Source organism: Brevibacillus antibioticus (genome assembly GCF_005217615.1).
Classification (GTDB): domain Bacteria; phylum Bacillota; class Bacilli; order Brevibacillales; family Brevibacillaceae; genus Brevibacillus; species Brevibacillus antibioticus.
This window is the reverse complement of record NZ_SZNK01000001.1, coordinates 1235256-1259206: the sequence shown is the minus strand read 5'-3', so window position 1 is coordinate 1259206 and position 23951 is coordinate 1235256. Positions and strand designations below refer to the sequence as shown.

Here is a 23951-nt window from a genome sequence, read left to right as displayed (position 1 = left end):
CTGCTGTTAAAAGTTGAAGTTTCCATCCCAGTCCGTCTCCCATGATCTGTCCGCATGTTCCTCCGCTTTTTCCATGGTGGAGTCACGATTTAGCCGTTTCTGGAGTTGTTGGCGTTCCGCATCAGTCATAAACGAAATCTCAGAGAGCTTGCGGTCCGGTTGTTCCAGGGCTTGTTCAGTCAGCATGATGAAATGCTGACCCATCTTGGTTACGGTCTCTTTGGCGTACAGATCTGAACAATATTCCAGACTGAATTTCAATACTTGGTCCTGTAGCGCATATAAAGTCAAATCAAATTTTGCAATCTCAAAATCGAAGTCCAAATCGCGTACGCTCCATTCGCCGATAGACATTTTTTCAACATCGATGTTTTCGAAAATGAACATCGTGTCAAATAGCGGATTACGCGACATATCCCCTTTGATCTGAAGTTTTCCCACCAGTTCTTCAATGGGATAATCTTGATTATCGTAGGCCTTCAACACGTGTTCTTTTACCTGCTGGATGAATTCACGGAAGGCCATCTCTTTTTGCGGCTGGTTGCGGATCGCCAAGGTGTTAACGAACATCCCAATAACCTCTTCTAGATCCACGTGTCTACGACCTGAGATGGCAGAACCGACGACAATATCTTCTGTGCCTGAATATTTCATTAAAAGAATGTTGTACAAAGCAAGCAATACCATATATATAGTGGTTCCATTGTTGCTTGCGAACTGACAGAGAGTGTCCGTCAACGCTTGATCGAATGCAAACTCAACCCTGTCCCCGGCAAATGAGCGAACTTGCGCACGCGGGTAGTCAGTCGGCAGTTGCAAGGGGCGCAGCGGTTCAGAAAAAGTATCCAGCCAATACTGTTCTTGTTGCTTGATAAACGGGGAATGAAGCAGTTGACGCTGCCAGATGGCGAAATCCTTAAATTGAATGGCTGGTTGCGACACTGCTTTTCCTTGGTAAAGATCACAGAAATCCAAAATGAAAAGATTATAGGACGCCCAATCCATGATCGTGTGGTTAAAATCAAATAACAATACATTCTTTTCTTCCGCCAGATGCAGTAACCCGACTCTAAACAACGGCCCCTTTTTCAAATCAAACGGTTGGATAAAATCGCGAACTACGTCGGAAATCTGCTCTTCACTTGCTTCGTATCGGGCTAAGGCGAAATCATTCAGATGATCATGAATAATTTGGCAAATCTCCCCATCGACTATTTCGAATGTGGTACGCAATATCTCATGCCGCTCGATTAGCTGGCGAATGGTATCTTCCACCAGTTTAGGGTCTACTTTTCCATCAATTCTCATTACTTTCGGAATGTTGTAGGCAATACCGGTATTCACGAATTGTTGAATGACAAAAATTCGCTTCTGGCTGGTGGTGGCTGGATACCGTTCCTGCTTGGCTGCTGGTTTGATCGCTTCCTTCAGGATCCCAGAAAGAGAATGTTCGACTCCCTGATTGTCGAGATGTTTGGCTATGGTAAAGATATTCTGATGCTCTAAAATATCGGTCAGGCTTACTTCTTTTTCTGATTGTTTGTTGAAATGATTGACAATCTTCATCGCATAGATCGAATCACCACCGAGGTCGTAGAACCCGTTGTGGATGTCGATCTCTTCCAGCCCCAGTGTGTTTGCCCAGACTTCAGCGAGAAGCTTCTCATGAGTTGTGTAGTCGTCGTATTCACGACCCTTCAGCTTGACCGGTTGGACACTTTTGAATGCTTTCATCGGTCTTAGCTCCAATTTCAGCTTTTGCTTGGTATAAGCTAATTTTTTGGCAATCCCTTCAGACAAGCCTAGGGAAATTTCCGTTTCAAATTGAGCCAGTGTAGTGTAGTTAATCTCTCCGACGATCACCCGTTGCAGATTCGTGGACAAGACGCTGTCCAATGCAGCAATCGCGGTTTTCTTTTCAATCGGTTTCACTACATCCTCGTAATTTACTCCATATGTAACCGTCATTCCCGTGTCAATCCAACTTGGCCAGTTGATCGTCAGGGTTTTCCCGGCGTGCTGGTTACGATAGTCTGCATAGGCATCTAAAAAGGCATTGGCAGCGGCGTAATCGCTTTGTCCTATGCGCCCCATCAGGGATGTGACCGAGGAGCACAGCAGAAAGAAATCGGGTTCATCCACACGTGTCAGCTTATCGAGAATGCGCGTGCCTTCAGTCTTGGGAGCAACCACGTTGCGGATTTGCTGCTCCTCTTTTAATAGTAGCAATCCTTCACCCGCAACCCCAGCACAGTGGATGACACCGTTAATCCTGCGATAATTTCCCCGCAATTCAAAGAGTATTGCCTGCATTTGTTGTTCACTCGTAACATCCCCGCTGTAGAGCAGGATTTCACTTCCGCTCTGTTCGATTTCGCGCAGCGTATTGATTTTTTGACACAGTTGGTTGTCTTCGTTACAATCGAGCAATTCGTCCCAATGGCTACGCGGTGGAAATGGTGTGCGATTGAGTAGAGCCAGCTTTACTTTTTGCTTGCGCGAAAGGTAACGGGCAATCTCTAAACCTATCCCTCCCGTTCCGCCTGTAATAAGATAGACTCCTTCAGATTGTAGCTGAAGATCTTCTGTTTCCTGACTTTGTTCGTCCAGAGCAATTATTTTTCGGATATATCTGACTCCGTCCCGGTATGCAGTATCACGAAAAGTAGGCTGGTCAAATTCTGCAAGCACGTATTCAGCCGGTGTCGTATCGTCTGTATCGATCCAGCTGCAACGCCACTCTGAAAACTCTTGTCGTATCGAACTGGTTAGTCCGAATAAGGCAGCCCCTGCTGGGAAAAGCTCGTTCTCGCTGCCTTTCACCTTACACGCTTGTTTCGTCAGCACCAGCAATTCAAGTGGTTCATTGCCGCGCTCGGCATGTAAGGCTTGTACGAGATGGAACAAATTGTAGAGTGCATCGTCAGTGTGCGAATTACGGAAAGCATACATGTGCAGAACATGTGTAATTTGATTGACATCCATCTCTTGGAGCAGCCGCTCCATATCTTGTGTCTCAGATAGCTCGGCCACGATTACGTCGGCCCCGGCCTCTTGCAATGCTTGCAGGTAACGCTGGTCATTTGTGTCAGTTGCCGTGATCACCAATACACGCCCGTTACGTAAACTGGCTACGGTTCCCGGTTCTACATGTTCCACAATCACCTCTTGCTCCCATTCGAGGCGATTCAGATAGCTTGGATTGCTGACTTGCTTGTATCCTTTTTTCAGCATATAACCCGTGACGTCGACTAGCACCTGTCCCTGTTCGTCCAAGAGCGTGATGTCAAAGATCAGTGTGTCTTTTGGAGCTTCCTGCTGGCGTATGTAACTGTAGAATCGCTTAGGCAACGCGGAAAAGACCAGAATTTCCTTAAAGTGGAACGGGAAATAGAATTCACCGTCCCTTGATTGCTCCACTTTCAGGTTTAACGCCGTATCTAATAGAGGTGGATGCAGACAGAATTGATGCAAATCGTCGGTGAAATCGTCTGGAAGTTCCAAAAAGGCCAGCAGCTTATTGTCCCCACTGTGAACCTGCTGTAGACTGTACCAACGAGCACCTAAATGGAGGGTGGACTCTGAGTCCGACTGTTCTCTGTATTCTTCAGGAACACCGGGAGCTGTCACTTCGTTTGGCATGTCCTGTTTCAACTCATCAAGCGAATAAATGGAGACGAACTCCCCATGAGAAACAGCGCTGATGTGTCCTTCCGCGTGCTCGATCCACTCTGACTCTTCTACGTCATCTTCGCCCAGCTTTTGGCTTTTGCTGAGAATCGAGAGGGTAAACTGGTTGTTTTCCTGTTTTAAAATAGTATGAACCTCTCTTGTTTCCTCTTCTTGAACATACATCGGTTGCAGAAAGGTTAAATCTTTGAACCTTACGGGCTGTTCACGGGATGTATGCCAAAAGGCTTGCAAGCCCATCTCCAGATAAGCCGTCCCGACCAGCAGGCTTTGTCCCCCAAAACGATGCTCGTTCAAAAGCCAATCGTTTTCCACATTCATCTCAGTGGCATAGATATCTTGATCCTTCGTTCGAACCAAACGTTTATCAATCAAACGTGACCAACCAGTCTTGATAAAGCTTGTACGTCCCTGATTAAACCAACAGCGTTTCCGCTCAAACGGATACGTTGGCAGGCTGATGCGGTAGCAGGACTGATTTCCGTAAAGCGACTCCCAATCTACATCTGCCCCCTGCACATACATGCGAGCAAGCTCAGAAAGCGCCTTTGCATCTGTTCTACCGCTTTCTGTATAGCGCGTCATCACAGGATCGGCGGGTTCGTTCTGTTTGGCTGATGCCGACAATCCATACGACACATCATAGGCTGGCAAATCCTTTAGACCGTTCGCGTTCAGTAAAATTTTTTCCATTTGCATCTGCAATCGAGCGATGCTGTCGGTTAGAATGGCGATTCGGTGCGTATGATGTTTTCTCCCTGTCGTGACGGTGTAACCCAGGTCATGCAGGTTAACATCAGGATGGTGTGACAAAAACGCTAGATAATGGCTAATGATCGCTCGCAGACGTTCTTCGTTTTTAGCCGAGAAGGCAAGGAGCTCTTTCCCCTGTACTGCTGTTTTCACTTGCTTGTTCAGATCTGGAGCTTCTTCCAACAGGACGTGGCAGTTGGTACCGCTCAAGCCGAAAGCGCTGACACCACAGCGACGCGGATTTTCGTCCGTGTCCCAATCACTCAAATGATCTTGGATATAGACAGGTGACTCGATAAAGCTGATCTTTTGATTCGCCCGTTGAAAATGGACCATCGGTGGTAGCTGCTTGTGATAAAGAGCCAAGACTGCTTTGATAAACCCGGCGATGCCTGCTGTGTTGTCCAGATGACCAATGTTTGATTTTGCTGAACTGATCGCGCAAAATTGCGCTTTGTCCGTATATTTGCGAAAGGCCCGGCACAATCCGTCAATCTCAATTGGGTCGCCCAGCTTCGTTCCTGTCCCATGTGCTTCTATGTACGAAATGGTTTCAGGATTTATCCCTGCATCTTCCCATGCGCGAATTAGTACGTCCTCCTGTGCAAGGGCATTGGGGGCAGTAATTCCTAGGGAAGTGCCATCGTTGTTGATGGCACTTCCCTTGATTACAGCATAGATGTGATCGTTGTCGGCCAACGCCTGGTTGAGTGGCTTGAGCAAGACAGCCCCTATCCCTTCACCTGTGCCAGTTCCTTCTGAATCATGGTCAAACGATCGGGCCCTACCATCAGAGGATTGAATCCCGACGTTTTCATGATTTGCCAGACGTTGAGGAACCATTAACAGCTTTACCCCCCCTGCTACGGCCATTTCCACCTCGCCCTGCCGGATCGCCTGGCAAGCGAGGTGAATGGCTACTAATGAGGAGGAGCATGCGGTATCCACCAACAGGCACGGCCCTCGTAAATCCAGTAGATAGGCGATGCGGCTGGCGATTACAGATTTCACATTGCCAGCCAACGCACCTGCATCCAGTGAGGCTTCTGCTTCCCACAACAGGCTCTCATACGTCGGTTTGGATTCCGAGTAGCCAACATAGATGCCAGTTCGACTGCCTACGATGCTTTTTCCGCCATACCCGCCATCTTCAAGTGCAGCCCACACCGTTTCTAAAAACAAGCGTTGTTGAGGGTCCATCAAGCTGGCTTCTTTGGGAGAAATATTGAAAAAAGCAGGATCAAACTTATCGATCTCGGGTAAAAAGGCACCCACCGTATGAACAACATCGTGTTCGTTCAGTCCGAGGCTGTGCAAGCAGTCCGCCACATCAGGCTTTCGTTTCCTATCAAGCTCGCCAATGAAATCTGTTTTCTTCTTAATGAGATCCCAAAATTGTTTCAGGTTTTCCGCTTTTCCGAACTTTCCCGACATACCAATGACAGCAATCTCATTCTTGGTGATGCTCTCGATTTGGATGGTTGGATCTTGGTTGGAAAAAAGTTGATCCTTTGTTACTCCCAAAAGCTTTTCCAGCATAGTAAAAATCCTCCGTTACGACAAAAGTTTGTGGCTGAGGAGCTTCAAAATTGCGGCATAGGCATGGATCAATCCTTCTACCCTGTTTGTGTCGAGCCTGCGAGAATTGTAATCCCAAATCAAGCTGTAGCCGTCTGTGTCATCCACTAGTTTGAGACAGAGGTCGTAGTGCTTGAGAAGATGCTTCTCTATATGCTGATTGACATAGAACAACGGGAGAATCGAGGCCTCATCGTGATCAGGCTTCAGCTGTTTGATCTCGTTCATCGAATAAGGTGAACCGTTCTGCATGACCGTGAACAGGTCAGCCAATTCTCTTACCTCGGCCAGCCGAATCGTCAACTGATTTACCTCTCTGTCGGGACCGTTCATCATCTGAACAGCTACGTATGACTCGCTGGTGATTTCAGCAAGCAGCATCACATAGGCAACCAACATAACTTGTACTGGAGTCACGACTCCCAGCTTCGCCGCGACGGTCTTGACTTGGCCTGCGGTATCCTCATCTACTCTTACCTTGAGTGACTTGGCTTCTTGATTGTCTTGCCGCTTAGGCAGAAAATCGGCAGGAAGTGGCATGGTCTGAAGCTGAATGCTTTTTTGCTCCGCTTTTTGGTTGATAAACGCTGCCATGCGGGAAATCGTCGGGTACGAAAACAAATCAGAGACGCTTAGCTTGCCTGGATAAGTTTCCTCCAGCATAGCGTGCATTCGGATGACCAAGAGTGAATCACCACCGAGATCAAAAAAACTGTCGTTGACCCCGATGTAGGGAGTATTAAGCAACTGCTTCCATACATAGAAAAGATGTTCTTCCACATCCGTTTTCGGTGCAAAGCCCTCTTGTGGCATCTCGGCTTGTTCGTCGAACTGACCAAGCGTTCTTTTGTCCACTTTTCCATTTGGTGTCAACGGCAATTGTTCCAGCAAGGTAAAGCTGCGTGGAACCATATAATGCGGCATTTGTTCTTGCGCGTAGACTCTAAGTTCGTGGCTTGATAACGATTCTTCGGAAATATAGAAGGCGCGCAGGTATTTGTCGTCTTGCGTCTGCTTGACGATCACAGCTGCGTCTTTTACTTTTTCATGTTTAAGCAGTATCTTCTCAACTTCACCCAATTCTATCCGGTAGCCGCGAATCTTCACTTGATTGTCAACTCGTCCGATGAAATCGATGCTTCCGTCTGGCAACCATCTTGTCAAGTCACCTGTTTTGTACATCAGAGTACCCGGCACAAACGGATTGGGGACAAATTTTTCTGCAGTTAGTTCTGGTTTGTTGTGGTATCCCTTGGACACCATCTCACCACCGATGCATAACTCTCCAAGTAAGCCATATGGAACAAGGTGGTTGTTCGCATCAACGATATACAGGCTGGTATTGTACACCGGTTTGCCGATTGGTACGGTGACGGATCCGTAGATTTTGTCCTTGTCCAGCCGGTGAAAGGCACTGATGTCTGTACATTCAGTCGGACCGTATGTATTGACGATCTCGCTCTGGCAGTTTTCTGATTCGAGCCATGGAATAAAAAACTGGCAGTTGATCGGCTCGCCTCCGAGGAATACCTTTCGTAAAGACTTGATTCGCTCAAATTGATTTTGTTTATTAAATTCGATTAAGGGATAAAATGCGCTTGGCGTACAGTTGATAAGCGTGATTTGCTGTTTGGCGATGGTGTCTGACATGGTGTTGTAATCGTACAAACCACTCGGATAGATGACCAGAGTTCCCCCTTTTAACAGAGCGCTGAAAAGGTTCTTCACCGACAAATCAAAACCGATCGGGCTAATTAGCAGAATACGCTCTTGTTCATTGATGTCGAATTCCTCGGTAAACCATGTGAGCAGGTTGACGAGCGAGTGATGTCTGACTTTTACGCCTTTTGGATTACCTGTGGTGCCAGACGTGTAGATCACATAGACGGTTTGATCGGGGTCATGAGCGACTGGCTCCCATGCGTACTGCAGCTCATCCGCCTTTTGGAACACCTTCTCATCGTCGAGACAAAGCACGTCACCTGCATAATGAACATTCGGAAGCAAGCAGGACTGTGTTAACAAGACATGCGCTCCGCTGTCTTGGAGCATGTACTCAATCCTCTCCCGTGGATAGGCAGGGTCAATCGGCATGTACGCTCCGCCCGCTTTCAAAATGGCAAACAGCCCAACCATCAAATCCAATGTCGGCTCTACCATGATCCCAACGATCTGATCTTGCCCTGCTCCCTTGGCGATGAGCAATTTTGCCAAGAGGCTGCTTCGCTCATCCAATTCACGGTAGGTCATACCATGGTCTTCGTAGATGACTGCCGTTCGATCAGGTGAACGATTCACTTGTTCTTGAAACCATTGCACAATCGATTTATCTCGTTGATATGGGATAGTTGTGTCGTGCAGCGTCAGCAGCTGTTGATATTCAGCTTTTGGCAACATACTTATCTCGGACAGCGGTAGTTGAATATTTTGTACGATCTGTTCGAGTATGCAGATGAAGTGGTGTCCCATTTTTTCAATCGTAGCTGGTTCAAACAGGCTTCTGCGATATAGCAAGTCCAACTGGATACCGTCAGCCTGTTCAATCGCTTCAAATGTCAGGTCAAAGCGGCTGATATGCAATTCCAACTCATATGGTTGGATTTGCAGCTCATGTAGTTGGAGCGCGGTCACCCAGTTTTCCCGCATGATAAACATCATGTCACTGATTGGGTTACGGCTGGTATCACGGGCCAGATCAAGTTTATTGACCAAAGAATCGAATTGATATGCTTGGTTTTCCATCGCTTCGAGGACACGACCTCGCAAATCGACGACAAACTCGCGGAAAGACAGAGCACTTCGCGGTTCGTTTCGTAACACCAGCGTGTTGACGAATATCCCCGGCAGCGATTCCAGATCAGCATGCTCCCGTCCAGAGACTGGCGAGCAGATAAGGATGTCCTCTAGACCGGAATATTTGGACAACAGCACGTTTACTGCGGCCAACAGTACCATGTACAATGTAGAGCCGGTTTCGTGGCTGATTTGCTTTAGTCCGTTCACAAGGGATGTGTCGATGAACAAGCGAACTTGTGCCCCTTCATAGTTTTGCAAAGCAGGTCGTGGGTAGTCTGTCGGCAATTGCAGTACAGGAAGCTCCCCCTCAAGCAAGCGCATCCAGTAATCTTCTTGTTGCTTTAATTTTGGATGGTTTTCCAGCTGATCGTTCTGCCAAGCGGAAAATTCTTTGTACTGAACCGACAACGCTGGTAATTCACCGCCATTGTATAGAGTTGCGAACTCATGCAACAAAATCCCTGACGATGTCCAGTCTGTCACGATGTGGTGCAAGTCGAAGAACAACAGATGCTTCTCTTCCTCGACTTTCACCAGTTGAACACGGAATAGCGGAGCTTCAACCAGGTTGAACGGTTGGATAAACTGCCTGATCATTTCATAAAGGGATGTTTCCTCTTCAGCGGCTTCCACATACCCCACTTGAAAAGAGACCGAGTCGTGGACGATTTGAACAGGCTCTTGGTCAACGAAGGCAAAGGACGTGCGCAATACTTCATGACGTTTGACCAACGCTTCAAAAGCTTCTTCCAGTCTCGTTCTGTCCAATCGTCCCACAAGCATCATGGCGGCGGGTGTATTATAGCCGAGCGCCTCCTGATCCAGTTGATTGAGGATGTACATCCGCTTTTGCGCAGAGGAGACTGCGTAATATTCCTGTTTTGGCAAGAGTCGAATGGACTGTTGCTGGGCCTTCAAGCCACCTTCTATCGCATGAATGAATACCTGATTATCATTCAATCGGAAATACTTTCTGATCTTGTCAAAATCAAGGTCACCGATCGAGCAGGTTCCAAGCCCGTTCAACTCGGCTGCTTGGGCAAACATCGCACTCATTACGCCAGTGTCGAGCACAGCATAGTAATACCCTCTAAACCCGTACTTCGGCATATTCGCTTCTGGTTTATAAATGAAGAATACGGTGAAAGCGGATTGCAGACCGATTTCCTTATTTCCTATATAATGCATTTTTTCCATTTCCAGCTTTCCGTTGCTGACAAGCTGTAAAGAATTGCGAACTGGATTAAAGTAGTAAATTCCTTCCGCTAGTCCTTCGACCCGGCCCGCTTTCACATAGATATAAGTATCAATAGGATACATTCCACCGGCACTCGGATAGTAGTAACGAATGTTCGGGTCGGCCTGATGTTGTTTGAGGATCGATAGCGCATGGGAGAAGTCTTCCCAACGAATCGCCTCTTGCGTTTCAAACACACGATGAGATTTGCGATTGCTAATGTACGCTGGAAAAGGCTTGGTTTGAGTCAGCGCAATTTCCTCAGACGTACTCACCTGTGTACGTTTCGCTTGAATGTTGCGTTTGTAAGATTCCAAAGCTTGGGCATCGTAGAGAATCTCTTCGCCATACGGATGAGAAAACAGAGTTTCTTGTGTAGCGAAAATCTCCATCGGTGTAAGCAGTGAGTTGATCAGAATCCGTCGATCAACAAGTTCTTGCATCAAGTCATGCAGGGCGGCTTGCGTCAGGTGGTTAAAGATTTGGTTCAAACTGTCTGCCGTTACACCTTTTTGTGATAGGAAATAAATTTCTGGGAGCAGCTGTACGAGAGCCGGATCTTTGACTTCGTAGGAACCAATCTTGATCGTGTCGCCATTGCGCTGCCAGTGGACAACAGGCGACCAATAATAGACGTTGGCCTTCTCCACGTTCGCCTTTTGAACGCTGGCGGTTGCTTCCAACTGGACTTGAACCGGAGTAGCAATCGAATCGTATACATCCATAGCGAAAATATACTTGGCGAGACCTTCCACGGTTGGCTCCTCAAACAGCTTGCTTACTGATATTTTCAAATTAAACTTGTTTTCAATCCGATTTTTGACCCGTTGCAATCTCAATGAGTCTCCGCCAAGTTCAAAGAAATTGTCCTGAATACCTACTTTTTCCACATTGAGGATCTCTTGCCAAATGCGTACCAATTGGTGTTCCGTCTCATTGCGTGGCGCAGTGTAGGTGTGGCCCAAATCCAGAGAAACTTCGAGTGCTTGCAATAGTTTGCGATCCACTTTTCCCGTAGCTGACAACGGGATTTCGGAAAGTTGAACGATTCCGCTTGGCACCATGTACTCTGGCAGTTTATTTGCCACAAAGGCCTTCAGGTCCGCCGATGGAATCTTCCCGCTTGCAGTGAAGTAGGCGATAAGCAGCTTTTTCCCCTTTTCCTCACGCACCAAGACGACGGCACGTTGCACGCCAGGATAAGCTAGCAGGCTGTTCTCGATTTCACCCAACTCGATACGGAAGCCTCTGATTTTGATCTGATGGTCTTTTCTGCCCAAAAATTCGATATAACCTTCTCGACGCAGTATGCCATAGTCACCTGTGCGATAAAGCGGCCCGAGCGTCGGATGCTTGATGAAGGCTGAATTGGTTTTTTCCATTTCATTGAGATAACCTTCGGCCAGTCCCACCCCACCGATGTAGAGCTCACCCATTACATCTACTGGGCAAAAGTCAATGCGGTGGTTAAGCACATATAAGGTTTGATTGGCAAGCGGATACCCATATGGAATGCTGAGTTGATGTCTTTTTACGTCCTTAATCGGGTAATAAATCGACCAAATGGACACTTCCGTTGCACCGCCCAAGCTGATGACTTCGGCTTGTGTAAATTTCTGCACGATACGGGCTGGCAGTTGTGCGGGAATCCAGTCACCACTTAACATCACGACACGCAAACTTTCATTGAGAAAGTCGTCTGGAACCTGCTCCATCAATAGATCCATAAATGCTGGCACCGAATTCCACACCGTAAACTGGTGGTGGTTCATCAATCGGATCATCTCGCTCATGTCTCGTGAGTCAGCCACGATGTACAAGCTGGCTCCCGCGCTTAACGCACCAAACAAATCGAACACAGATAAGTCAAAACAGAAGGAAGAAAGGCCGATCAGCTTGTCCGTATCTGTAACGTTAAATTTTTGGTTGATATCGAGAATTGTATTGGTTACGGCAGCGTGCGTGATGACTACGCCTTTTGGATTTCCTGTACTTCCTGATGTATGGATTACATATGCAGTGTTTCTGACATGGAAGGTGTCGGCGCTCGGTTCGTAGACATTGCTAAAGGAAGACACGTCCATAGTTGAGTCGATCATGGCGATGCAATTGCTGTACTTATAGATATAGTCCCTGCGTTCAGCCGGGTATTCTGGATCAATTGGCACAAAGGCTGCCCCGATCTTCAGAATACCGAGTATATGGATAACGGTTTCCACTCTTCGTTCCGCAGAGATCGCCACAAAGTCATGCAGACCGACCCCTTGGCTCTCAAGGGCATTTGCGACTTGGTTGGATCTTTCGTCCAACTCACGATAAGAAATCTGTGTATATTCATCCATGGCGGCAATGTTTTGCGGTACTCGTTTCGCCTGCTGAATAAACAACTGATGCAGAGTAGTTGGTTCGATCGGCTCAGTGGTGTCGTTATACTCGGCAATCAATTGACGGTCGGCAAATGAGATCTCCAGAGTCGGCATGTCTTTTTTTTCTGCCATTGAATCGATCATCGAAACATATTGATCGAACATCACTGCGATTAGTTTCTCATCAAACAATTGATCAACGTAATCCCATGTGATGCAAAGCTGCCCGTCCATTTCGGAGGCTTGATTATCCAAAAAGACCTGCGGCGTTTGGGAAATGCCTTTTTTAATCGTACCCAGCTTACTCAAATAACCGTCTCCACCCTCCCGGTTACTCAGCATGCTGGTAAAAACGTATGGCATAACAGCTTTTCCGACTTCCATGTTGTGATACTTCACGTAGTCGCGTATAAATTCGATACCATCGTAGAAACGGTGCTCGAGTGAGGACATTAGTATGGACTGTACAAGCATCACACGTTCCCAGAACGAATCGCTTGAGGTGGTGTCCACATCCAACAAAATCAGTGAGGTGAAATCACCGACGATGTTCGGAACGTCAGGATGGAATGGAAGTCGGTTGAACAAGGTCAAATTGATCGCCAATTTTGGTTGGTTGCTCCAGAAGGCAAGGACTTCCGCATACATGCTGCATAACAGCACCGATGGCGTCACATGCTTCTCCTGCGCGAGCTTGCGAATTTGTTGCCACTTTTTTTGCGAAAACATTTTGCGAAAGCGACGGAACTGTGGTTTTTGGATGCTGGACAAGCTTGCTTTCATCGGCAGTTTCGGAGCTGACGGGAAGTCAGGCAACTTGTTCAGCCACCAGGCTCTATGCGCCAGATATGGCTCACTTTGCTTCATTTTACTGTAGGCCATCTGATAGTCCCTGAAGGTGAAAGAAAGCGGTGCCAGCTCTTTTTCTGGCTGCTCATAGCCCTCCACCAGTTCCTTGCAGATGATCTGCACACTGCTGCCATCCACGATCAAGGCATCAAAACCGACGAATAGGTAGTGTTTCTTGTCGGAGAGCTTCAAGGCTTTGCACTCAAACATCGGCCACCTCTCCGTATCGAAGACGAAGTGGGAACGTATCTGCCGCTCTCGTTCAATCACTTCTAGCTGTTCTTCTTGTCCCAAGCCGCTAATATCTTGAACTTCGATGTAGTACGGCTCGCAATCGCGGAGGAATTGCTGTTCGCCCGAATTAAGGATTACAGCACGCAGCATTGGATGACGATCGATTATCTTCTGCAAACTTCTGTTTAACCTCTCCATATCCCACTCGGTCTCAATTTCCAAATAGCTATAGGTGGAGACGCCACCCAGCTCAAAATTGTCGTTACGCCCTATGAAATATGCCATTTGCACTTCCGACAATGGGAACGTCTGGTCGAAATCCTCTGGATTAGGATCTTCAACCGACACCGTACCTGACGCTTCTTCCCACAGTTTGCTGTCACCGAATCCTTTTTCATCCAGGTATGCTGCATAGTCGTGGACCGTCTGCTTTTCAAACAGACCGGACATCTCCAGCTTCTTTCCGATTTTTCTTTCCATTGCAGCAATCACGTTCATCGCGATTACAGAGTCCCCACCTAATTCGTAAAAACTATCATGGATGTTAATGTCATCCAGCCCTAAAACGTCACCCCAGATGGTTCCGATGAATTGTTCGGTTACGGTGTAGTTGTTATCTTTTCGTCCGGTCAACGTGACCTGCTTTAACGAAGTCGACTTTTGGTTAGATGCGAATCTGACACCTTCACTGGTAACTGTAGCGGCTGTTTCAGTGAAGGCTGCATAGCTTGCCGAACCGAAATCAAACCAGCAACGCTCCCGATCAAACGGATAAACTGGCAGATTCAGCTTGTAAGGGTTCTTGTCCAGGTAGAGCTGTTCCCAATCCACCTGAGCCCCTTGTATGTAAGAGATCGCTACTTCATGCAAAAACAGCTCGTCGATCAGTCCTGCCCCTCGGTGATCAATCAGTTTTTGCTGTAATGCTTTGGTCAAATCATGCATTTGCTGAGAGGACAGCTCTCCTTCTTCCAGCGCTTCTTTTTTGCCTGTGCTCCTTTTGATTTTGCGGTAATATACATCGGCCACATCGAGAGCTTCGAATGGACTATCGACGATGACTTGCAGCTTCTCCTGTAAATCGTTTTGATCAGAAAAAACGAGGGCAAGTCTGTAGTCGTAATGCTCCCGTCCCGTATTAGCGGTATAGCAAAGATCACTTAGCACAACATCATCAGCATGGTACAGGTAGTCTTGAAAGTGGCCCACCAAACGACGAAGTGAGGTTTCGCTCTTGGTTGAAAGCGTCAGCAGGTGAACGGTCTCTTCGTCCCTCCCGCTTTCTAGTGGATAAACGGGAGCTTCTTCCAACACCACGTGACAGTTGGTTCCACTGAATCCAAACGAACTGACGCCGCACCGACGTGGATGCTTATCCGTTTCCCACTCCCGTAGCATGTTATTGATGTAAACCGGTGAATCCTCAAACGGGATGTTGGCATTAGGCCGAGTAAAATGCAAGGTTGGCGGCAGCTTTTTATGTTTGAGTGCCAAGATCGATTTGACCAAACCCGCCATCCCGGAGAGATAATCCAGATGACCAATGTTGCTTTTAACCGAGCCGATTGCACAAAATTGTTTTTTGTCCGTATAACGTTGGAATGCCCGGTTGATCGCTTCCACTTCAATCGGATCGCCTAAGCGGGTTGCTGTGCCATGCGCTTCAATATAGGTGATGGTTTCAGGATCAATCCCCGCATTCTCCCAAGCACTGACGATCACTTGTTCTTGCCTCTCCATGTTCGGAGCGCTAATCCCTACGGAGTTCCCGTCCTGGTTAATCGCCGAACCTTTGATTACCGCATGGATCATGTCTCGATCTGCGAGTGCTTTGCGCAGCGGTTTCAGCAGCAAGGCCACGGAGCCTTCTCCCCAAACTGTGCCGGACGACTGATGGTCAAACGTCCTGGTACGGAAATCATCCGACTCAATGCCAGCGCTCAAAACGCCTTTTACTGGATACAAGTTGACCTTCACCCCGCCGACGATGGCTAGCTCGCACTCTCCACGTTGGAGCGCCTGGCAAGCGATATGGGTAGCCACCAATGATGAGGAGCATGCTGTGTCGATCAGCATGCTTGGGCCTTTTAGATTTAACAGGTAAGAAATTCGTGCAGCGATGTTCGATGGCAAATTGCTCGGGATCACCATGCTGGTCAGGTCAGGCTCATACAGAGAAATGGTTTGCCCGTAGGCCGGCCAGTTGGCATAACCGAGATAGACGCCTGTTTTGGTTTCTGTCAGTCTTCCGCCATACCCTGCATCCTCAATCGCTTCCCAAGCTGTTTGCAAAAATAATCGCTGGTGTGGGTCCATCAAAGTTGCTTCCTTCGGAGGCAAACGGAAAAATTTATAGTCAAACTTGTCTATCGCATCAAGAAAACCGCCTTCTTGAAACTCAGCAGAATCCGGGCTTACATGTGTGTACGTAGTGAGAAAAGGAAGGCTGTCGTCGCATCTGGATTGCGGGAACGGAATGATACAGTCTTTTTTTTGGCTGATATTTTGCCAAAACTGCTCCGCATTCGATGCAGATGGCAATAGCGCAGACATCCCGATGATCGCAATATCATCTGCCGCCTCTGCCTCTTCTTCTTGCTTGAGAAGCGTCAGCAATTCAATTCCGGTTTGTTCGTCTATTTTTCCTGATACGGTTTTTTCAAATATAGTCTGGGTTAGTTTCTTCATGATTGGCCCTCCAAGGACTGAAAGCTTTTGACCGCGCTTTCAATCGATATCTTTCCTCTCTTGATATTTATCAACAAGTCGGAAATGTCCCCTGTCAAATCAGCAGACTTTTCAGGCTCCTTCTTTTCTTTCCTGTCCTTCGGTCGTTGCACACCCTCTTTTGCACGAATATATGCGGCGAGCTTGGAAATCGACGGGTGAGAGAATAAATCGCCGATCACGACTTTTCCGGGGTAAATCCTCTCCAAACTCGCATGCACCTTGGTGATCATGATCGAGTCGCCCCCAATCTCGAAGAAGTTGTCATAGAGATGGAACTCCTCAAAGCCCAGAACCTCTTGCCAGATTTGGGCAATTTGCAACTCGACCTCTCCAAAAGAGTCGCTAGGTACGCCTATCAGTTTGACCTCGTCTTTTACGTTCGTTTTCACAGCTGTTGTCGGGAATTGGTCCTGGTTAGACAAGCGGTGGTTATAGACGGTCGTATACAGTTGATCAGACAAGCGGAATGGCAGGTATTCGCCGATTTCAAAAAGGGAAGACGAATAATTCATCCGTCCGACAATCACCCGGCTCTTCTTGATATCCATAATCTGTTCAAAAGCCTCGATGCCATCTTGGTCCGACAGCATCTGAAATAAATGCTTGTGATTATCTAAAATTCCATCTTCCCCCCATGCCGCCCACCCCAGCGCCAGCGCACGCATGCCATACTTGTTGCGAGCATGGGAAAAGGCATCTAAATAGGAGTTGGCAGCGGTATAATGGCTGCTGCCAATTCCGCCCACAATCGTGATCGAGGAAGAAAATGAATAGAAGAAATCCAACTTGTCCTGTATCGTCAATTGATTCAATAGCCAGGTTCCTTGTATTTTCGGAGCAATGACGTTTTGAAATATGTCAATCGATTCGGTTTTGATCGGACTGCCTTGCATGCGGCTACCAATGCCAGCGCAATGGAAGATCCCATCGATTTTTCCAAATCGTTCACGAATCAGTTGCAAGGTTGCTTCCAGTTCGGTTTCACTTGCCACATCGCACGGATAGTAAGCTACCGTTGCACCTGCTTGTTCAAGTGATTGAAGCTCCTTGATCTTATTGGTTGACTCCGTTTTTTCGCCAGATCGCACGACTTGTTCCCACAGCCCACGCTCTGGAAGACGGGTACGCCCAATCAAGACTAGATGCACATGCTGACGTGTAGCCAAATGTTTGGCAAATGCAAGACCGATTTTCCCCAGGCCGCCAGTAATGAGATATACACCGTTTTCTTTGATCTTGACGTCTCGATCACGACCACAAGTGGAAGCGTCTAACTCGTTGATCTCTTCCACATAACGTGCTCCGTCACGCAGAGCCACTATGAAGTCCTGCGTGGACAACCGCAGTTCGTGGACAAGCAGCTCTACACTAGCATCCTCTTCTATATCGATGCATCGGAAGGTCAATTCCGGAAGCTCCAGATGAGCCGCTTTTCCCAGACCAAACAGGGCAGCGCTCTCAGGTCGCAAATAACTTTCCGACCCTGTCACTTCGTAGACATTTTGCGAAATCAGCGTCAGCTTTAACGGGTTTCGATTCATTTGATTCCCTAGCGCTTTTACCAGATAAAAGAGGCCGATGACGCCCTTTTTAAGATGGACGTTTAGCTGGTCAATCGTTTTTGCCTCGCAATCAGCTGTAATCGAAGCAAAATGCAATATCTGGCTGATCTGAACATCCTTTAGCTCCTGAAACAGTCTGTGGTAATCATCCAGCGAATCGGACCGCACCTCAAATGTGTTGTCTGAACGTTTTCTGAATTGCTCTCCAAATTCAGCTTCAATCACCCGTATCTGTTGGTGTTGCAGAAGTCGGCTTACTTGTGAACCTATACCCATTTCATCCTTCCAAATCAGTACAGAACCGTCTCCGATGGATGGTGTGCCCATTGGCAGATCTTTCTGCTTCCAGATTGATTCGTAGAAAAGCTTAGCATTGCTCTGTGACGAAGTACCCACTTTGAGCCAACAACGTGTTTTGGCAAACGGATAGGTTGGTAATGGGATTTTGTAGTATTTTTTTTCGGTGAATAAGGCTCCAAAATCAAGTTTGGCCCCATCGATATATAGGTCGAGCCATTTATGGAGCAGGTCTTGGTCCAGCTTGCCGCTTTGCAACCATTGATGAACGGCGGCGTTGGCCTTGGCACTCAGCATTTGCATCCTTTCTTCTGTAAGAGTTCTTCCTTCACGTTGTTCGTGCTCGTTGAGGAGCATACGATGGCTGCCGTACCAAATACCTTGTGTTTTAAGCGTTTCTTCCGTGAGGCCTACTGAACTGATGGTCGCAAGTGCTGACTGAAGTTGTTCTAAGCTGCGCACCGGAATGCCCAAACGGTGTGCATCATGACCTCTGCCAGTATTTGCGGTATAGCAGATATCTTCTAACCGATTGTCAGTCTCAGTAAGTACATCTCGGTACCGGTTTACGAGCGTAAGTAACACTTCTTCTGTTTTGGCTGAAAGCGTCAGTACCTGCCAGGTAGGGCATGGCTCCGAATTCGTGATGTGCATTTTCGGTGGTGCTTCTTCCAATACGATGTGGCAGTTGGTTCCGCTGATGCCAAAGGAGCTTATGCCACAGCGCCGGGGGTGGTCGTTCACATGCCATTTTGTTAAGCAGTCATTGACGTAAACAGGCGAATCCTCAAATGACACATTCCGATTGGGCCTTGTAAAATGAAGCGTCGGCGGCAATTCCTGATGGGTCAAGGCAAGAATCGCTTTGAGCAGCCCAGCAATGCCAGCCGAATTGTCCAGATGTCCGATATTCGATTTGACCGAACCGATAGCACAAAATTGCCTTTTGTCAGTAAATTTTGAAAAGGCTCTCTTAATCCCATCAATCTCAATTGGATCGCCGAGCTTAGTTCCCGTCCCGTGGGCTTCCATGTAGGTAATGGTCTCAGGATCGAAATCAGCCTTACGCCATGCATTGATCATGACATCTTCTTGCGCCGTGGCATTAGGTGCGCTCAGACTGGCGGAAGTGCCATCATGGTTCACCGCGCTCCCTTTGATCACCGCGTAGATATGATCACCGTCGCGTAATGCCTTGTGCAACGGTTTCAACAACACGCAAGCCGCCCCTTCGCCCGTACCTGTACCATCAGAGCTGTCGTCAAACGTTCGCGTATGACCCGTGGAGGATTCTATGCCGATCTCCACATTGCGGACCGGGATTAAATGGATTTGCACACCGCCTGCAATGGCTTGCTCACACTCGCCGCTACGGATCGCCTGACAAGCCAGGTGAACCGCCGTTAGCGAGGAGGAGCATGTCGTATCGACAATCATGCTTGGCCCACGGAAATTCATGATATGCGACAAACGGCTGGCGATCAGTGGACGTACATTTCCCGTCGTAGCCAATGCTATAGATTCCGGTTCGATCTCAGCGATATAGCGTTTATAGTCCCCATCCGAACCATATCCTAGATAGATGCCCGTCCGAGTCCCAGCCAGGCTGTCGCCACCATACCCGGCATCCTCTAGCACACTCCACGCCGTCTCCAAAAAAATTCTCTGGTTGGGATCTATCAAACGAGCTTCGTTTGGAGAAATTTTGAAAAAGGTATGATCAAACGTATCGATTCGATCCAAATATGCTCCTTTGGCATAGGACAAGCTCGGATGTAGTTTATTGAGGTGACGCAGCAAGTTGTCGACATCTTTACGTCGTGCTGCTGGAATCGCTTGGACGCAATCTACACCGTTTCTGATGTTGTTCCAGAATTGTTGGACTGTATCTGCCATCGGAAAGCGCAGGGAGATACCGATCACGGCGATATCTTTGTCCTGTATCTCATCTATTTGCGTCTGACTGTTTTGTAAGATTTGGTCTACGCTAATTGATAGGAAATCCAATAGATATCTCTCCCTCAGCATATAGCCGTTTGACTTCAAATTTATTTCACACATAACGATATATCTTTAGCTTTTTACAGACGAGTATGATTCGAATACTTGTGCAAGGACAGTCATATAAGATTGGAAAAGTTGTCTCACTTTCTGTCGGTTCAGGTGGTTGTTTTGATAGTGACAGGTGATTATCACCTGCTCCGGCTTCTGTTGTAAGCCAAAATAGAGATCATAGACCGTTGTCAAATCCACATCCTGCGGCATGCGGTGTTCCTCATAAAATAAGAGCGTGACACTCTGTTTGTCACTTGCCCGCTGCGTTGCACAGACCTTACGGAGTGGATACGACTGTGCTGGATTGGCGCGTTGCCTAGCGACCGTATGAAACAGCTCGGTAAAATTAGCCGTTGCCGCAAAATCAGCTGTGACATTGCATACTTCTGTGGTATCTGTGGACATGCTGTGCAACGTAATCACCTGCTGCTTGCTCACTTGATTGAAAAAAAACAAGGCAACAGATATGAGAACATCGAGGCTAGTTATACGCTGCTGGCTGGCGATCTCGGTCACTTTTTCCCACAGGTGTTGATTTGGAGTTGAGGTAAAGAAAGCCTCTCCTGAATCGGTATTCCTCGAGCCGAAGTACTCTATCGGCAACGGAAGCTTCGGCAATGACAGCGGCTCCTTCTCCTTTACATTTGCCTTCGTCAAGAACTGACTCAGCTTTGCGATAGTCGGATAGGCGAACAGATCGGCTACCGTCACACGGTCAGGATAATGCTTCTCAATCATTGCATGCATGCGGATCAGCAACAGGGAATCCCCGCCCAACTCAAAAAAACTGTGATGGACACCAATCTGTTGCTTTCGCAGCAACGTTCGCCAAATATTCAGTAAAAATTCCTCTGCTTCTGACGTAGGCTTAAAAGCTTCGGCTTCTATCTCCATATTCGGCTCGTACTGCGCAAGTTTTTTCTTGTCGATCTTTCCGTTCGGTGTCAACGGTAGAGCTTCCAACTGGACAAAAGTCTGAGGAAGCATAAAGGTTGGAAGCTTGTTCTCAGCGTACTCCTTGACTTGCCGTACCAAAAGCTCAACCGTTGGCACATAGAAAGCAACCAAATATTTCGCACCGTTCCATTCCTTGCAAATCACAGCTGCTTCTTTAATAGCTTCATGTTCTAATAATGTCTTCTCGATGGCTCCAAGCTCGATGCGGTACCCGCGGATTTTCACTTGATTGTCCACGCGTCCGATGAAATCCAAGTTCCCATCTGGAAGCCATTTCACCAAATCTCCAGTACCATACATCAATTCTCCCGGAACAAAGGGATTCGGGACAAATTTTTGCTTGGTGAGCTCTGGGTTATTCTTATACCCGCGGCCCACGCCTACTCCCCCAATGTACAACTCTCCTGGTACCCCAACCGGTTGCAGCTTTTGGAATCGGTCTAACACATAAAGGAAAGTATTATATACTGGTTTGCCAATCGGAACTGATATGGTTTGACTCGGCTTCGTAAAATCAAGAAGATAGAACGAAACCACATCCGTACATTCGGTTGGACCATAGGTATTGTAGATATCCGCAGTGTAATACTCCGATTTCACCAAAGGAGCCAAGGCTTGGCAATTAATCGATTCCCCTCCGAGGAATACTTTGCGTAAGCTTTTGATCTTTTGGTATTGATCATTCTGGGTAAAATCAAGCAATGGATAAAAGGCGCTCGGCGTACAGTTAATCAGCGTGATTTTTTGGTTGTCGATCAAATCTGCCATTTCCTTGTAGTCAAACAATCCTGATGGATAGAGAATCAACGTCCCGCCTTTCATCAAACCGGCAAAGAGATTCTTTTGTGCCAGATCAAAGCCAACCGGAGCAATCAGCAAGATGCGCTCATTCTCATCAATAAAGAATTCCTCTGTGTACCAGGTCATCAGATTAACAAACGCATGATGCTTCACCATGACCCCTTTGGGTTGTCCGGTTGTACCTGACGTATAGATCATATAAATCAGCCGGTCCGGGTTCCTTTTCTCCGGAAGCTCTGCTTGATCGTCTGCTTCATAGATTGCAGGGTCATCCAGACAAATGACTTTGCCTGCAAATAGTACTTGGCCCATTAGATGGGACTGAGTCAGTAAAATACCCGCCCCGCTGTTTTCGAGCATATAACGCATTCGGTCTCTGGGATATTGCACATCAATTGGGAGATAGGCCCCTCCTGCTTTCATAACTGCCAGTATCCCAATCATCATCTCCAGCGAACTCTCCGTCATCAGACCCACGCACTGGTCTTCCACTACACCCATTTTCACCAGACACTTAGCTAGTTTGGTAGATTTGTCCCACAGTTCCTGATAAGTAAGCGATTTATCCCGATAGATCAAGGCAATTTTGTCCGGTGTTTTCGCGGCCTGTTCATCGATGAGTTCGTCAAGGCTCTTTTCCTTAGGATAAGGAGCCTGAAACGTAGAAAACTCGTTCAACAATTGTTTACATTCTTCAGCCGAAAGCATTTCAAGATTATTAAGTGGTTCATCAGGGCGATTGGTCAACTCGAAAAGAATGTTGGTAAAATGCCGAACCATCTTTTCAATCAGCTTAGGGTCAAATTTTGCTGTGTGATAGATGAAATGGATACTCATCTGCTCGTGTGTCGACACTTCGATAGTCAGATCGTAATTGGTAACTTCTGTTTTCCCGACAAATTCGATGTGAAAGTCTTGTTCCGCTTGCATCAAACTCTGATCTAGCGGGTAGTTCTCTATCACCATGATAGAATCGAACAGACTCTCTTTCCGGTCAAAATCAACGCAAGATTTGAGCTCTACCAATGGCGTGCTCTCATAGGCATTGCGCTCTGCCAAGGAGCGGTTCAATCGTTGCAAAATGGTACTCACCTGCTCATTGGCCTGTGCCAAAAAGCGTAACGGCACGGTGTTGATAAACAGACCGACGATCTCTTCGATTCCTGGCACTTCTGCCATCCGCCCTGATACTGTCGTTCCGAACAGGACATCATCTGTATTGTTGTAGCGTTGCAACACGACGCCCCACGCACAATAGAGCAAAGTAGCAATTGTCACGTGGTATTGCTTGGCAACTTGCTCCATATTTTCCCTCAGCTTGTCTGAGAGGGTTACCTGATATTCCGCCATCTCCACATTCTCTTGCTGCTGGTACCCAACAATCGGGAGCATCGTCTTTGTCTCAAAGCCTTCCAGATAGCTTTTCCAGTATGCTTTTTGCTTGTCACGATCTCGTTTTTGATTCCAAACGACGAACTGTTTGTACTTCGTCTTACACACCGGGGCAAGCGGTGTATGGCTCTTGATTGCACGATAGGCAGCCATAAACTCTTTGAGTAGCACCGCATTGCTCCAGCCATCAAACAAGATGTGGTGAAAGCGAAGTATCATCTCATAGAGTCCAGGAGCTAGCTTTAGTAAATAAATTTCGAACGGAGCTTTTCCGATGTCCATCTTTTTCGCACGAATCGACTTACGGATCGACTCCGCTTCGTTCTTGCTCAAGACCTCGTTATAGACAGCAATCGGCGGGTGATAATGCTTTAAGATTACTTGGATTGGATTTTCACTGATGCCATATCGAAATACGGTTCTTAGCATCTCATTCGTATCTACAACCACCTGCCATGCTTGCCTGAACCAATCGGTGTTGATGTCATCAGTCAACTGATAATACATGTGTTCGACATACAGGACATTATTTCCATCGCTCAGATAGTGAAAAAGAATTCCCTCCTGTACCGGTGATAAGGCTACAATATCCTCAATGTTTTGTTTATCCAATTTCTCGAATCGACTCATCTTGACAGTCCGCCTCTTCCTTCG

General features: G+C 47.3%; 4 protein-coding genes. All 4 read right to left on the bottom strand.

From position 1 onward, the window contains the following. Nucleotides 1-6: 6 nt before the first annotated feature. Complete coding sequence (locus tag E8L90_RS06185) at nt 7-5982, bottom strand: SDR family NAD(P)-dependent oxidoreductase (protein WP_137028450.1); 5976 nt, start codon at nt 5980-5982, stop codon at nt 7-9. Nucleotides 5983-5997: 15 nt separating this feature from the next. After that, on the bottom strand, nt 5998-16191 hold the full coding sequence (locus tag E8L90_RS06180) for a type I polyketide synthase (RefSeq protein ID WP_137028449.1): 10194 nt from the start codon (nt 16189-16191) through the stop codon (nt 5998-6000). After that, a complete protein-coding gene (locus tag E8L90_RS06175; RefSeq protein WP_162309045.1) occupies nt 16188-20099 on the bottom strand; it encodes a type I polyketide synthase in 3912 nt (1303 codons plus the stop codon). Before E8L90_RS06175 ends, E8L90_RS06180 begins: the two co-directional genes overlap by 4 nt. A 66-nt stretch (nt 20100-20165) precedes the next feature. Further along, nucleotides 20166-23927: a non-ribosomal peptide synthetase gene (locus E8L90_RS06170; protein ID WP_137028447.1), complete on the bottom strand. Its 3762-nt coding sequence runs from the start codon at nt 23925-23927 to the stop codon at nt 20166-20168. Nucleotides 23928-23951: the final 24 nt, after the last annotated feature.